The organism is Mesorhizobium sp. B1-1-8, assembly GCF_006442795.2.
Lineage (GTDB): Bacteria > Pseudomonadota > Alphaproteobacteria > Rhizobiales > Rhizobiaceae > Mesorhizobium.
The window spans coordinates 3,495,926-3,510,176 of the sequence record NZ_CP083956.1 but is presented as its reverse complement, the minus strand read 5'-3'; the positions used below and the strand labels follow the sequence as shown (position 1 = coordinate 3,510,176).

General features: G+C 64.1%; 15 protein-coding genes and 3 pseudogenes. 12 read left to right on the top strand and 6 right to left on the bottom strand.

What is annotated here, in order from left to right; translation table 11 throughout:
* Positions 1-72 precede the first annotated feature (72 nt).
* Positions 73-903, bottom strand: coding sequence for a helix-turn-helix transcriptional regulator (locus FJ974_RS17005; protein WP_140532028.1), 831 nt, complete (start codon positions 901-903; stop codon positions 73-75).
* Between the two features lie 85 nt (positions 904-988).
* Here FJ974_RS17005 and FJ974_RS17000 point away from each other — a divergent pair.
* Positions 989-1,518, top strand: a pseudogene (locus tag FJ974_RS17000) (hypothetical protein).
* A 33-nt stretch (positions 1,519-1,551) separates the two neighbouring features.
* Positions 1,552-1,929, top strand: a complete 378-nt coding sequence (locus tag FJ974_RS16995) for a VOC family protein (protein ID WP_140532030.1) — start codon at positions 1,552-1,554, stop codon at positions 1,927-1,929.
* A gap of 13 nt (positions 1,930-1,942) precedes the next feature.
* Here FJ974_RS16995 and FJ974_RS16990 read toward each other — a convergent pair whose 3' ends face one another.
* Positions 1,943-2,701: an SDR family NAD(P)-dependent oxidoreductase gene (locus tag FJ974_RS16990; protein WP_140532032.1), complete on the bottom strand. Its 759-nt coding sequence runs from the start codon at positions 2,699-2,701 to the stop codon at positions 1,943-1,945.
* 131 nt (positions 2,702-2,832) lie between these two features.
* On the opposite strand from FJ974_RS16990, the gene FJ974_RS16985 reads away from it, so the two are divergent.
* Complete coding sequence (locus FJ974_RS16985; protein WP_140532034.1) at positions 2,833-3,297, top strand: AraC family transcriptional regulator; 465 nt, start codon at positions 2,833-2,835, stop codon at positions 3,295-3,297.
* Between the two features lie 22 nt (positions 3,298-3,319).
* Here the strand turns inward: FJ974_RS16985 and FJ974_RS16980 are convergent.
* Positions 3,320-4,532 (bottom strand): annotated as a pseudogene (locus FJ974_RS16980) (integrase core domain-containing protein).
* Positions 4,533-4,604: 72 nt separating this feature from the next.
* On the opposite strand from FJ974_RS16980, the pseudogene FJ974_RS16975 reads away from it, so the two are divergent.
* A pseudogene (locus FJ974_RS16975) lies at positions 4,605-5,072 on the top strand (helix-turn-helix domain-containing protein); the annotation flags it as partial.
* Positions 5,073-5,264: 192 nt separating this feature from the next.
* Positions 5,265-5,894, top strand: coding sequence for a MarC family protein (locus FJ974_RS16970; protein WP_140533579.1), 630 nt, complete (start codon positions 5,265-5,267; stop codon positions 5,892-5,894).
* Between the two features lie 9 nt (positions 5,895-5,903).
* Here the strand turns inward: FJ974_RS16970 and FJ974_RS16965 are convergent, their stop codons facing one another.
* The 3 genes from FJ974_RS16965 to FJ974_RS16955 form a co-directional block, all read right to left on the bottom strand.
* Complete coding sequence (locus FJ974_RS16965) at positions 5,904-6,329, bottom strand: OsmC family protein (RefSeq protein ID WP_140533580.1); 426 nt, start codon at positions 6,327-6,329, stop codon at positions 5,904-5,906.
* A gap of 135 nt (positions 6,330-6,464) precedes the next feature.
* Positions 6,465-6,863, bottom strand: coding sequence for a DUF2306 domain-containing protein (locus FJ974_RS16960; protein WP_140533581.1), 399 nt, complete (start codon positions 6,861-6,863; stop codon positions 6,465-6,467).
* A 33-nt stretch (positions 6,864-6,896) separates the two neighbouring features.
* Positions 6,897-7,412 (bottom strand): single-stranded DNA-binding protein, encoded by a 516-nt coding sequence (locus tag FJ974_RS16955; protein ID WP_140533582.1) that lies wholly within the window; start codon positions 7,410-7,412, stop codon positions 6,897-6,899.
* 236 nt (positions 7,413-7,648) lie between these two features.
* On the opposite strand from FJ974_RS16955, the gene FJ974_RS16950 reads away from it, so the two are divergent.
* The 7 genes from FJ974_RS16950 (at position 7,649) to FJ974_RS16920 (ending at position 14,251) form a co-directional block, all read left to right on the top strand.
* Positions 7,649-7,963 (top strand): ArsR/SmtB family transcription factor, encoded by a 315-nt coding sequence (locus tag FJ974_RS16950; RefSeq protein WP_140533583.1) that lies wholly within the window; start codon positions 7,649-7,651, stop codon positions 7,961-7,963.
* Positions 7,960-8,436 carry an SRPBCC family protein gene (locus tag FJ974_RS16945; protein WP_140533584.1) on the top strand — a complete coding sequence of 159 codons (477 nt, stop codon included), beginning with the start codon at positions 7,960-7,962 and terminating at the stop codon, positions 8,434-8,436. Before FJ974_RS16950 ends, FJ974_RS16945 begins: the two co-directional genes overlap by 4 nt.
* A gap of 22 nt (positions 8,437-8,458) precedes the next feature.
* Positions 8,459-9,061: an ATP-dependent Clp protease proteolytic subunit gene (locus FJ974_RS16940; RefSeq protein ID WP_140533585.1), complete on the top strand. Its 603-nt coding sequence runs from the start codon at positions 8,459-8,461 to the stop codon at positions 9,059-9,061.
* A gap of 76 nt (positions 9,062-9,137) precedes the next feature.
* Positions 9,138-9,416: a hypothetical protein gene (locus FJ974_RS16935; RefSeq protein ID WP_140533721.1), complete on the top strand. Its 279-nt coding sequence runs from the start codon at positions 9,138-9,140 to the stop codon at positions 9,414-9,416.
* A 1,042-nt stretch (positions 9,417-10,458) separates the two neighbouring features.
* On the top strand, positions 10,459-13,380 hold the full coding sequence (gene uvrA / locus FJ974_RS16930; protein ID WP_140533586.1) for an excinuclease ABC subunit UvrA: 2,922 nt from the start codon (positions 10,459-10,461) through the stop codon (positions 13,378-13,380).
* Positions 13,380-13,790, top strand: a complete 411-nt coding sequence (locus FJ974_RS16925) for a DUF302 domain-containing protein (RefSeq protein ID WP_181177137.1) — start codon at positions 13,380-13,382, stop codon at positions 13,788-13,790. The genes uvrA and FJ974_RS16925 overlap by 1 nt, the downstream gene beginning before the upstream one ends.
* On the top strand, positions 13,787-14,251 hold the full coding sequence (locus tag FJ974_RS16920) for a GNAT family N-acetyltransferase (protein ID WP_181177138.1): 465 nt from the start codon (positions 13,787-13,789) through the stop codon (positions 14,249-14,251). The genes FJ974_RS16925 and FJ974_RS16920 overlap by 4 nt, the downstream gene beginning before the upstream one ends.

The following is a 14,251-nucleotide window of genomic DNA, read 5'->3' as shown; positions in this document are numbered from 1 at the left end:
TTCCAAGGCTCTGACCCGGGCACCGAAGGCATCCCGGTGACGGGCGAAAATTGCCAACCAATGCATCCGGCCCTATCGCATGCCGGATCGCCTGGCGCGGTAGGCGCCGGGCGGCTCTCCCATTTCGCGCCGGAAGCGGCGGTTGAAGGTCGACAGATCGTTGAAGCCGGCATCGAAGGCGATCGCCGAGATCGCCTCGTTTGACGTGCGCAGCCGCACCGCCGCCCGGTGCAGCCTGGTTCTGAGCAGGAACTGGTAGGGCGTCAGCCCGGCGACGTGCTTGAATGTGCGCAGGAAATGATACGGGCTGGTTGCGGTCTCGCCGGCCAGTTCGGCCAGCGAAAGCGGCTGATCGGCGTCGAGTTCGATGCGCCGCACCGCCTCGGCGACGCGTTTCTGGTCGCGGCGGCTGGGCGCCCGGTCGGCTTTGGTCGAGCCGGATGCAGCGGCAACCACCGCGCCGGCAATGCGCAGACCGAGTTCCTCGAGGGCATCGCCATCGCCTGTCTCGCGCGCGGCTTCAGCCTCGGCCAACAGCGGCGCCAGCGCCGGCAGAGGCGGCAGGCGAGCCGCCCCAAAGCCAAGCTTCTTGGCGCCCGGCACGTCGGCGACGACGTGCTCCATGTAGGCCGGGGCAAAATGGAAGGAGAGGCAGCGGTCGCCGGCGCCGTGCTCATGGCCGCATTCGTAGCAGGCGCCGGGATTGCCGAGCAAAATCGCGCCCGGCGCCAGCACCGCCGTGCCCTGGCGCGTGCGATAGCGGAACGTGCCGCTGGTCACGGCGGCGACGCAGAAGCTGCAATGCTCTTCCTCGAACGGCCGATCGCCGGCGGCGGCCGTGCACACCACGTCGGACACTTGCCAGCCCTGCCCCGAGGCCAGGGTTTTTGCGGTCGTCGTCATGATCCGAAAGATAGCAATTTTTCCCAAGCGCAGAACCCCGCCCTGGGCCTATCGCTGCACACTCCTGACAGATGAGGCAGCAATCATGACCGATCAATCCTCCTTCGCCGAAGCCCTGCACAACGACGGCCCCGACGAGGGCCTCGCCGAAAAACTGCAGCTCTACGGCCGCTTCGTCGGCGCCTGGGCATTCGACGCCACCTCGGGGACGGCACGACGCTGAGCGGCCGTGGCGAGGTCCATTTCGGCTGGGTGCTGGAGGGCAAGGCGATCCAGGACGTCTGGATCCTGCCCGCTCGCGATGCCGGCCCCTCGCCCTCCCTTGGCCCCTGGACCTTCTACGGCACGACGTTGCGCGTCTACGATCCCGGCGTCGATGCCTGGCATATTTTCTGGAGCGATCCGCGCAGCCGCTATTTCAGCCGCCAACTCGGCCGCGCCGAAGGCGACATGATCGTCCAGCAAGGCGTCGACGACAGCGGCTCGTCGGTGCGCTGGAGCTTTTCGCGCATCACCGAGAATTCCTTCCGCTGGCTGGGCGAGCGTTCGCATGACGGCGGTGCCACCTGGCGCATCGAGGTCGAATTCCTGGCCAGGCGCACGGTTCAAACCTGATCGGCCAAACCCACTGTAATGATGGAGAAAACGATGTTCGACCATGTCTCGATCGGCGTCCGCGACGCCGATGCTTCGAAGCGCTTCTACGACGCCGCGCTGCAACCGCTCGGCTACTCTTGCCTCAGCCAGTCGCCCGGTTCCCTCGGCTATGGCAATGAAGCAGTGGCGCTGTGGGTCAATCAGGCCGGCCGGCCGGTGCCTGCCGATACGCACTCAGGCCTGCACTTCTGCTTCGCGGCGCCGACGCGCGCCGGCGTCGATGCCTTCCACGCCGGCGCTCTGCGCGAAGGCGGCAAAGACAACGGCGCGCCCGACCTGCGCGCCGCCTATGGCGACAATTACTACGCCGCCTTCGTCATCGATCCGGACGGCTATCGCCTCGAAGCCTATTGCAGTGCCGCCAGCTGAGCCACGGCCGCAATCACCACGGAAGCGGGCCGTCGTCGTTGAAATAGCCGGCGGTCGGGCCGGCGGCGTCAAGGGTCGCCAGGCGTATGATGATCTCGGCCGCCTGCTGCACGGTGCGGTGTCCCTTGAAGCCGTTGAGATCGGTCGCGGTATAGCCGGGCGCTGCCGCGTTGACCTTGATGCCTTGCGGCGCGAGCTCCCTCGCAAAGGCCACCGTGACGGCGTTCAAGGCGGTCTTGGAGCTGCCATAGCCCAGCAGGTTGACTGCGGCATTGGCGGTGGTGGGATCGAGCGCGCGTCCGATGGACCCGGTGGAGCTGCTGACCATGACGATGCGGGCGGCAGGTGCCGCAAGAAGCAACGGCAGAAACGCCTTGGTGACACGGATCGGGCCGAAAACGTTGACGTCATAGGTGGCCTGGATGTCGGCAACATTCTCCTGGCTCGGCGGCCGCTCGTAGCGCCCGTCCGGGCCGAAAGACTCGACATATCCGGGCGCAATGCCTGCATTGTTGACCAGCACATCGAGGCTGGGTGCGCGCGCGGCGACGGCGTTCGCGGCGGCCGCCACGCTGTCGTCACTGGCGACGTCGAGTTCGAGCCATTCGACGTCCAACCCTTCGGCGCGGAGCGCGTTTGCGGCCGCCATGCCGCGTTCGGCATCCCTGGCGCCAAGCCAGACCTTGAAGCCCTCCGCCGCCAGCCGCCGCACGGTCTCAAAGCCTATTCCCTTGTTGGCGCCGGTCACCAGCGCGCTCTTCGGTGTCGTCATATCGATGTCTCCTTTCTGGAGCCTCGAATGTGGCATGGCGCGGCCCACCTCGCGCGCCGAAAACTCTCTTGCTCTTGCCTAATCCTCTCACCCAGGTTGCACGGCCGGCGCCGATCGGCAATGCTTGAACGATGAGTGAAGCACTGCAGGAACTGATCGCGATCGCCGGCCGCCATGCGCGTGGACGACGGACAAAGACAGCGATCCCGCGTGTCTCGATCGGCCGCAGCGAGGTCCCGACGCCGCCGCTGCCCGAGCTTTGCCTGCCGACGGCCCTGTTCGTGCTGCAGGGCACGAAATCGGTGCTGATCGGCGATCGAGCGCTTCGCTACGATGCCGCCAGCTATTTCGTCTATGCGGTGGAGGCGCCCGCCACCAGCCGGCTGATCGAGGCAAGTGCCGCGCGCCCCTATCTGGCCATCGGCTTTGCCCTCAATGTCGAAGCGGTCGCGGCGCTTCTCGTTGATCACAAGCCGCCAGCCGGCGACGACTTCATGACTTGCCCGATCTCCGATGACTTGCTCGACGCGTTGCGCCGGACGCTGCGGCTGCTTGACCGGCCTGAAGAGATCCCTGTCCAGCCGATAGATGGGTAACACTTTGAACCGGATACATGGGTTACAGTTTTCTCCCTGAGTTGCTGTCCGCCGCAGTGCCGTCTGGTCGGGGTTGAACGGCACTGCGGCGGACCAGTTTCTTGTGTCGGCCGTCAATGAAGCCGAGCGGATGCATAGCATAGAAGTGGAGTGCCCATTCCCCATTCTCGGTCTCGGTTGCGGCAATCGCTTCACCGGCCAGCGCTTTTGAGACGTAGATGAAGTCGCCGTTCCACTTGATCTCGCCGTTTTGGCGCACGCTGCGCACCGCAGCTTCGGCCGGATAGTCCGGCTCTGGTGTCGTCTTCGGCATGGCGCGGGTCGAGGGGCGGTAATGCTGTGCCGGCGTGTCCATACCCAGCGCCTCGTGCGGGCGCTCCTCGTTATACTCGCGCCGGAAAGCCTCGAAAGCCCGAGCCTGGGCGGCCCTGTCGGCCTCCGGCGCCTTGGCCAGCGGCAGCATGGTCAGGTGGAAGCGCTCATGGCATCCGTTCTGCTGCGGTTTGCCCGGCTGAATGCGCTCCAGCACGATACCGAGCTTGATGAAGCGCACCGCAAGCGGCGTCAGCCCGGTGACGCCGGCTGACGCGAACGGCGCCCCATTGTCGCTTCTGAACCGATCCGGCAGGCCATGCTCCTCGAATGTCCGTTCAAACACCGGCCAGGCTTCACCCTCCGACGTCGAGCCGATCGCCGCCAGCGCCAACAGGTAGCGGCACGCCCCATCCATCACCGTCAGCGGCTCGCAGCGCCAGCCGTCGCCGGTCCGGAACCAGCCCTTGTGATCTCCCGTCCACAGCGCGTTCGCCGCCTCAGGCTCCGGCCATGGACCGTTGCCCGCCGCTCTCCAGCGCGCGCGCCGACGCCCGACAAGGCCATGCCGCTTCAGAATCTCGCCGGCTGTCGACACCGCCGGCCAGCTGCAGCTGGGCTCCGCCCGCTTCAGCCGGGCCATGATCTTCTTCGGCCCCCACAGCGGATGCGCTTCCTTCTGCGCCACGATCCGCTCCACCAGCTCCGCTGCCGTGGCACGGCCGTGCTCGAGCGGCGCCCGCCCGCGGCTGGTCGTGCAGGCCTTCCGGCCCGAACGCCCGGTAACGTCCAAGCCATTTGTAACCGGTCTTGCGCGAGATCTCGAAGGCAGCACAAAGCTGCGTCATCGTCTCCTCGCCAGATAGGCATTCCGCAACAAAACGAAGCCGCTCATCCATGAGCCCAGTCTCTCGCCAAACCATCGCCGGTCCTCCCGGCGGACAAGAAAACTGTCACCCATCTAATCGGTCCATTCTGTTACCTATCTATCCGGTTCGGACATCCCCGTGCTCGCTCCGATGCTCGAGCGGGAGATATTGTTTCGGCTGTTGCAGGGTCCGCTAGGCGCGAAGCTGCGCCGGCTCGCGCGCGCCGACGGCGCCCTGTCGCGGATACGCCGGGCGATCGCCTGGATCCGTGCCCATTACGATCAGCCGATCGAAGTCCGGCAGCTGGCCGAGCTTGCCCATATGAGCACCGCCTCATTCCATCGTCATTTCAAGGCGGCGACGGCGATGAGCCCGATCCAGTTCCAAAAGCAGATCCGACTGCTGGAGGCCCGCCATTTGCTGATCGTGGAACCCGGCAATACGGCACGCGTGGCCTTCACCGTCGGCTATGAGAGCGCCTCGCAATTCAGCCGCGAGTACGCCCGCCAGTTCGGCCTGCCGCCCGCGCGTGACGCAGCGCGGCTTAGTGCCGTTGGCGAGGCGGCGGTCGTCGCTATGGACGGCGCCGACTAGGGCAATTCCAGGAAAAGTGTGAAGCGGTTTTCAGTTCGGAATTGCTTCAAAACAAAGAGATAGAGCGGTTCAGCGTTTCCGTGAAACGATGAAACGGTCATCGATTTCCTGCTGCCCATCCGGTTTCCAGCGCTGCTGCTTTGCTCTACCAATTGAAAGGCTTGGGCTTCGCCCGGCGGGAGGGGACCAGCGATGCCGAGCTTCGACAGCCTGTTCAACGCCTTTGTCACCATTCTGGTGACCATAGATCCGCCAGGGCTGGCGCCGCTCTTCCTTGCCGTGACGCGCGGCATGAACCGCGAGGAGCGTCAACAGGTGTCGGTTCGCGCCTCGATCATCGGCTTCCTGGTGATGGCGCTGTTTGCCGTCGCCGGCGCCTCGATCCTGTCGGTGTTCGGCATCACGCTGCCGGCCTTCCGCGTCGCCGGCGGCTTCCTTTTGTTCTTCATCGCCTTCGAAATGGTGTTCGAGCGCCGGCAGGACCGCAAGGAAAAGATCGGCGACGTCGCCATCACCAAGGACATGATCCACAACATCGCCGCCTTCCCGCTGGCAATCCCGCTGATCGCCGGCCCCGGCGCCATTTCGGCGACGGTGCTGCTGTCCGGCTCCTTCCAGGGCTTTGGCGCGCAGGTCGCGCTGGTCGGCATCATCGCGATCTGCCTGGTGATCACCTTTCTGGTGTTCGTGCTGTCGGAGCGCATCGACCGCATCCTCGGCCAGACCGGCCGCTCGATCCTGACCAGGCTGCTCGGCGTCATCCTGGCTGCCCTTGCCGTGCAGTTCGTGGCTGATGGCATCAAGGCGCTGATGGCTGCCTGAGCATATCCCCTACTTCGCCGCCGTATCGATGATGTCGAAGTCATGCGTGATCGTCGCCGTCTTGGCCATCATCGCGGTGGCCGAGCAATATTTTTCGGCCGACAGGTCGATGGCGCGTTTCACCTTGTCGCGCGACAGCGCGCGGCCCTTGACGATGAAATGCATGTGGATGCGGGTGAAGACTTTCGGCTCGGTCTCGGCGCGATCGGCGTCGAGCTCGACCACGCAGTCCTCGACCGCCTCGCGTCCCTTTTCCAGGATGTGGACGACATCATAGGCCGTGCAGCCGCCGGTGCCGATCAGCACCAGCTCCATGGGGCTTGGCCCGGGCGTCCTGCCCTCGGGGCCATGCGCGGTCCCCAGCACGAGCTTGTGGCCGCTGCCGGACTCGCCGACGAAGGTGCGCTCCTCGACCCATTTGACACGTGCCTTCATTGAACTCTTCCTTCCCAAAGCATGTCTCCCGAAAGTGTGCAGCGGTTTCGGGACAAAGACATGCTTAAATCAAAGACCTAAGCACATATCGCGTGAACCCTTTTTCACGCGATATATGCTTTAGCATTGCGGACATTATTGCCCGAACACGACCGTATGCATGATGCGGCCGGGCAGCAGGGTAAAAATGCCGGCGCCGATCAAGGCGAAAACATAGAGCTTGATCATGGCGCCGCGATGCGCGGTGACGCGGTGCGTATGCGCGTACCACACCGCCAGGGGCACGGTGACCAGCACCAGGATCGAAAGCAGGTGGATAGGGCTGAACGGCCCGACCAGGCGGATCTGCTGGATCCAGAAGCTCGAGATGGCGATGACCAGCATCAGCGCCGCCCAGACATAGCCCATCACACGGTGGCGCAAATTGCCTTTCGGCAGCGCCAGTTGGGCGCCGCCCACCGCCAGTGCGGCGAAGGCCGCGAAGGCGTGCCACGGAATGGGAGGCGGCGCCGATAGCAGCGGTCCGAACGACATCGCGCCTATCCTCAAATGATCATGCCGTGAGGCTTAGAACGGGATCTCGTCGTCCAGCTCGCGCGACCCACCACCGCCGCCCTTGGGACCGCCGCCACCACGGCTGAAGCTTTCGTTCGGGCCGGACTGGCCGAAATCGGAGCCGCGGCTGCTGTTGCCGCCGCCGGCATAGGTGCCGACCTGCCCGCCGCCCTCGCCGCGCGCGTCGAGCATCTGCAATTCGCCGCGGAATTTTTGCAGCACGACTTCCGTCGTGTAGCGGTCATTGCCGGTCTGGTCCTGCCATTTGCGCGTCTGCAGCTGGCCCTCGACATAGACCTTCATGCCTTTCTTCAGATACTGCTCGGCGACCTTGGCGAGCTGGTCGTTGAAGATGACGACGTTGTGCCACTCGGTCTTTTCCTTGCGCTCGCCGGAATTCTTGTCGCGCCAGCTTTCCGACGTGGCGATGCGGATGTTGACGACCGGATCACCCGAATTCAGGCGGCGGATTTCAGGATCCGCGCCGAGATTGCCGACCAGAATGACCTTGTTGACGCTACCCGCCATCGTATTTCTCCGCGCTCATCCGAAACAAATTTTAAGTCGCTCACCTTACAGCCTGCGGGCAATTGACGCCTGCCGCGGCTGGCTTTTCCCACAAGGTTTTTCGTTCTCTTTTCGTTCTAATCTTGACCACCCCTTCTGTCAAGGAATGTCAGCAATCGTAGATTTCGCCACCATACCTCTCATATGGCACTGAAACGATGCTTGCCAACCAATAAGTATCGACTTATGCTTCTGACATGATCGAAGCAGAGATCTTTCGCGCCCTGGCTGACCCGACGCGACGCGCCGTCTACGAGCGGCTGGCTGCCAGCGAGATGAGCGTGAGCGAGCTGCGGGCCGGCATGAGCGTGTCGCAGCCGGCGGTCTCGCAGCATCTCGCCGTGCTGCGCGGCGCCGGCCTGGTGGTCGAGCGGCGCGCCGGCCGCAACGCCTACTATCGCGCCGACCCGCAAGGGCTCGATCCGCTGCTTGGCTGGATCGAACGCTACCGCGCCTTCTGGCCGGAGCGCATCGAGAAGTTGAAGACGGTTCTGAAGGGAATGGATCAATGACGGCAACCGAACATCCGGCAGCCACCGAGGCGCCGCTCAGCTTCGAATGCGAGCTTCCCGATCCGCCGGAAAAAGTCTGGCGGGCGCTGACCGAGCCGGAATTGCTGGCCGCCTGGCTGATGCCGAACGATATCAGGCCTGAGATCGGCAGCCGCTTCGCCTTTGCCGGGCCGGACGCGCCGATCGAATGCCGGGTGCTCGATGCCGAGCCCGGCAAGTTATTGCGCTATTCCTGGCGCCAGCAAGCGGACCGCGATGACAAGCAAGGACTGCCGGCCTTCGACAGCGTCGTCACTTTCACGCTCGCCGCCGCGGTGTCCGGCGGCACACATCTGCGCATCGTCCATGGCGGGTTCGTGGCGGCAGCACAGCCTCTCGTTGCCGTGGCTGGCGCCGGCTGCGGGCTTTCGCTCGACGCGCGCAAGAATCCCATCGCCGCCAACGCGCCCTGCATGATGCTGCGCGCGGCCTGAAAAACAACCGAGGAGAAAAGAGATGAGTGTTGGCAATCTGGTGCCGATGGTGATCGAGCAGTCGAGCCGCGGCGAGCGCTCCTTCGACATTTTTTCGCGGCTGCTGCGCGAGCGCATCGTCTTCATCAACGGCGAGATCAATGACAACGTGTCGGCGCTGGTCTGTGCCCAGCTTCTGTCGCTGGAATCCGACCATCCCGACAAGGAGATCTCGATCTACATCAACTCGCCCGGCGGCATGGTGACCAGCGGCTTCGCCATCTACGATACGATGCAGTACATCTCCTGCCCGGTGTCGACGGTCTGCATGGGTTTCGCGGCCTCGATGGGCTCATTCCTGCTGATGGCCGGCGCGCCGGGACGGCGCATCGCGCTGCCCAACACGCGGATCGTGCTGCATCAGCCGCTTGGCGGCTTCCAGGGCCAGGCCTCCGACATCCAGCGCCATGCCGAAGACATTGTGCGCACCAAGCAGCACATGACCGAGCTGTATGCCAAGCACTGCGGCCGCACCTATGAAGAGGTCGAGCGCACGCTTGACCGCGACTATTTCATGAGCGCCGAGGAGGCCAAGGCCTGGGGCCTTGTCGACCATGTCTACGACACCCGCAAGAAGGCGGCGTGAAAACATGTAGATGACGCGCGGCGAATTGAACACCGCGCGTCTGGTTTCGGCGCCGGCCCGCGCCTATAGTCAGCCGATGACGAAGACATCCAGACATTTGCGCATCGCCCTCGCCGCGCTCGCCGGCGCGTTCCTGGCCGGCACCGCGGCCTTGGCGGACGACAGCTTGGCGCAAAAGCTCCCAGGCGTGAGCGGCGATTACCGCATCGCCAAGCCTGCGCCGCAGCCTGAGCCGGACGACGCGCTGCCCGCCGGCAACGGCGGCTCGTTCAAGATCGGCAATACCGATGTCAGGATTTCCGGCAGCATAACCATCGATATGGCAACCGGCGGAATCAGGCCGCCCAACCATTGAGGCCCTGGCCCAGAAGTCTTGATGTATCGGATAGTGCTCGCGTTGGGAAAATCGCAAACTGTGGAGATTGGCCGAAAGCGCATTTCAATTTCGTCATCCTTGGGCGAAGCAAGGAGCGAAGCGACGCGCGCAGACCCAAGGATCCATGCCGTTACTTCCACGCGTTGCAACGGTGCAGAATTCTGCTCCGCTGCATTCCTCGACCGGGGTCACGGCATGGATCCTTGGGTCTTCGCTCCGCTTCGCGTCGCTACGCCCAAGGATGACGATGTTCGGGAGGCTTCAGCCAATTCCGAACGTTGCGGTGAAGCATGTTAAAAAGGCCCACCGGACCCACAAAATGTAAGCCCCGCCGCTGCTTCCGCAGGTGGACGGGGCTTTCATGGATCTGAAATCCAATTTTAGCCGGGAGTGGACTGCCGGCGTTCTGTTTCGGATGCAACGCGGCGTTCAGCCGACGATCCGACTATCGTCTCTAATTGTAGGGGATCGGCAAGTCACGGTTTGTCGGGCTGGGGCTCGCGCCTGCCCTGGCACTTATGCCCGCCGTGGCTCCATCGCTGTGTGGAGCCTCAAGGGACAGTCCGGTGGCGTCATGCTCCGCTCCTGGGTCCGTTGCGACAATGTCGTTCGAAGCACAATCGCTAGCGCCCGCGGCGTCTCGCAGGCCACCCCTAGGTGGCGAGGCCATCGACAGACGGCCGGCTTCGTTGACGTGTTGAGACTGCTCCCGTGAGTCGCTGGCGTCAACTGTTGAATAGCCGGTTACCGAAAAATGTGATCGCCCGGAGGTTACGTCCGGGTAAGTCGAGCGTCTGTGTGGATTCATCGGCGGATATCGCGAGCAATTTTTCCACAGTGCTTTGTCAGGAGCTTGTTCGGCCTTTGTTCTTTCCGCTTGCCCGCTTGCAAGAAAGGCGGTTAAACGCTTCTGTCGAGATTGTGGCGTCACTCGACGTTGCGGCGAAATTACCTACATAAGGGATGGCCGGGGACAGACCCGCCACTCCAGCACATTCCAGACCTGAGGCGGCGACCGGCGATGGCCGACCATAAATACCTTTCCATTCGCGGGGCGCGCGAACACAATCTGAAGAACGTCGATCTCGACCTGCCGCGCGACAGCCTGATCGTCATGACCGGCCTGTCGGGCTCCGGCAAGTCTTCGCTTGCCTTCGACACCATCTATGCCGAAGGCCAGCGCCGTTATGTCGAAAGCCTGTCGGCCTATGCCCGCCAGTTCCTGGAGATGATGCAGAAGCCGGACGTCGACCAGATCGACGGCCTGTCGCCGGCCATCTCCATCGAGCAGAAGACGACGTCGAAGAACCCGCGCTCGACAGTCGGCACCGTCACCGAGATCTACGATTACATGCGGCTTCTGTTTGCGCGTGTCGGCATCCCCTATTCGCCGGCCACTGGCCTGCCGATCGAGAGCCAGACGGTTTCGCAGATGGTCGACCGCGTGCTGGCGCTGGACGAAGGCACGCGCCTCTATCTGCTGGCGCCGATCGTGCGCGGCCGCAAGGGCGAGTACCGCAAGGAACTGCTCGAGCTGCAGAAGAAGGGTTTTCAGCGCGTCAAGGTCGACGGCGTCTTTTATGAAATCGCCGACGTGCCGGCGCTGGACAAGAAATACAAGCACGACATCGATGTCGTCGTCGACCGCATCGTCGTGCGCGGCGACCTTGCCACCCGGCTTGCCGACTCGATGGAAACCGCGCTGAAGCTCGCCGACGGGCTGGCGGTGGCCGAATTCGCCGACAGGCCGCTCGATGCCAGCCAGACCGGCGAGGACTCGGTCAACAAATCGAAGAACGAGACGCATGAACGCATCATGTTCTCGGAAAAATTCGCCTGCCCGGTGTCCGGCTTCACCATTCCGGAGATCGAGCCCAGGCTGTTCTCCTTCAACAATCCGTTCGGCGCCTGCCCGACCTGCGATGGCCTCGGCAGCCAGCGCGCCATCGACCCGAACCTTGTCGTGCCCGACGAAAATGTCTCGTTGCGCGACGGCGCCGTCAGCCCGTGGGCGAAGTCGACCTCGCCCTATTACGCGCAGACGCTGGAAGCGCTGGGCAAGGCTTACGGCTTCAAGCTCGGCGACAAGTTCAAGGATCTGAGCGCCGAGGCCCAGCAGGCCGTGCTGCGCGGCACCGGCGAACGCGAGATCACCTTCCAGTATGATGATGGCCTGCGCGCTTACAAGACCACCAAGACGTTCGAGGGCGTCATTCCCAATCTCGAGCGGCGCTGGAAGGAGACGGAATCGGCCTGGATGCGCGAGGAGATCGAGCGCTTCATGTCGGCCACCCCCTGCCCGGCCTGCCACGGCTACCGGCTGAAGCCGGAAGCGCTGGCGGTGAAGATCGCCGGCAAGCACATCGGCGAGGTCACCGAACTGTCGATCCGCAAGGCCGATCAGTGGTTTACCAACCTGCCGGGTGAGCTCAACGACAAGCAGAACGAGATCGCGGTCCGCGTGCTCAAGGAAATCCGCGAGCGGCTGCGCTTCTTGAACGATGTCGGCCTCGACTACCTGACCTTGTCGCGCAATTCCGGCACGCTGTCGGGCGGCGAGAGCCAGCGCATCCGGCTGGCCTCGCAGATCGGCTCCGGGCTGACCGGCGTGCTCTATGTCCTGGACGAGCCGTCGATCGGCCTGCACCAGCGCGACAATGCGCGCCTGCTCGACACGCTGAAGCATTTGCGCGACATCGGCAACACGGTGATCGTCGTCGAGCATGACGAGGACGCCATCCTGCACGCCGACTACGTCGTCGATATCGGGCCGGCAGCCGGCATCCATGGCGGCCACGTCATCGCGCAAGGCACGCCGCAGCAGATCATGGCGACGCCCGCCTCGATAACCGGCAAATATCTGTCGGGCGAGCTTGAAGTTGCCACACCTGCGGTGCGCCGCGAGGCGAAGAAGAACCGGCGTATCAAGGTCGTCGGCGCGCGCGGCAACAATCTGAAGAACGTGACGGCGGAGATCCCGCTCGGCACCTTCACCGCCGTCACCGGCGTATCCGGCGGCGGCAAGTCGACGTTCCTGATCGAAACGCTGTTCAAGGCGGCCTCGCGCCGCATCATGGGCTCGCGCGAGCATCCGGCCGACCACGACCGGATCGAAGGGCTGGAATTCCTCGACAAGGTCATCGACATCGACCAGTCGCCGATCGGCCGCACGCCGCGTTCCAATCCGGCTACGTATACCGGTGCCTTCACGCCGATCCGCGACTGGTTCGCCGGTCTGCCCGAGGCCAAGGCGCGCGGCTATCAGCCGGGCCGTTTCTCCTTCAACGTCAAGGGCGGCCGCTGCGAGGCCTGCCAGGGCGACGGCGTGTTAAAAATCGAAATGCACTTCCTGCCGGATGTCTACGTCACCTGCGACGTCTGCCACGGCAAGCGCTATAACCGCGAGACGCTGGATGTGCTGTTCAAGGGCAAGTCGATCGCCGATGTTCTGGACATGACCGTCGAGGAGGGCGTCGACTTTTTCGCCGCCGTACCCGGTGTGCGCGACAAGCTGGAGACGCTGAAGCAGGTCGGTCTCGGCTACATCCACATCGGCCAGCAGGCGACGACGCTGTCGGGCGGCGAGGCGCAGCGCATCAAGCTTGCCAAGGAATTGTCGCGCAAGGCGACCGGCAAGACGCTCTACATCCTCGACGAGCCGACCACTGGCCTGCATTTCCACGACGTCGCCAAGCTGCTCGAAGTGCTGCACGAGTTGGTCGACCAGGGCAACACGGTGGTGGTCATCGAGCACAATCTGGAAGTGATCAAGACCGCCGACTGGGTGCTCGACCTCGGCCCCGAAGGCGGCGACGGCGGCGGCGAACTGGTCGCCTCCGGCACGCCGGAAGCGATCGTGCGCGAAAAGCGCAGCTACACCGGCCAGTTCCTGAAGGAGCTGTTGGAGCGCCGCCCCGGGGGCAAGCGCGAAGCGGCCGAGTGATGGCGAAGAGCGGCCTCGTCTCCGTCGAAAGCCGTTTCGGCGTGACCGAGACAATCGACCGGCTGGCCGAGACCGTAGCACGCGCCGGACTGCGGGTTTTCGCGCGCATCGATCACGCCGCCGGTGCGCATGAAATCGATGAGCCGTTGCGCCCGACCGAGCTGCTGATCTTCGGCCACCCGAAAGGCGGCACGCCACTTATGCAGGACCAGCAGCTTGCGGGTATCGATCTGCCGGTGAGGGCGCTAGCCTGGGCAGACGAGCAAGGCAAGGTCTGGCTCTCCTACAACGATGCGCATTGGCTGGCCGAGCGGCATGGCCTTGGCGACGCCAGCCGCGATGCCGTTGCGGCCATTTCGACGGGCATGGAAAAGGTCGTCGCGGCCGCTGCTGGAGTCAATCAATCGTGAGGCTGGCCCGCTCTGAAGATCTTGCCGCCGTCGTCGCGCTGACCTCGGATGCCTACGCGCCCTACACAGCGCTGCTCGGCGCGCCGCCCATCCCAGTCACCGAGGATTATGCGCCGCGCATCGCGCGCGGTGAAATCTGGCTACTGGAGAGCGGCACCGGACTCGCCGGCCTAATCGTCCTCGAACGGCATCCTGACCACGCCATGATCTTCAGCGTCGCCGTCGCGCCGGCTTTCCAGGGCAGGAAGCTTGGGATCAGATTGCTCGACTTCGCCGACGAGCAGGCGCGGCAGTGGCGTCTGCCGGAGGTGCGGCTCTACACCAATTCGAAAATGGAGCGGAACATCGCGCTCTACACGGCCTATGGTTTTCACGAGACGGGTCGCCGGCCCAATCCGTACCGGCCGGGCTGGACCGTGGTCGACATGGCCAAGCCGGTCGACGGTGCCGTGCCGGCCTGA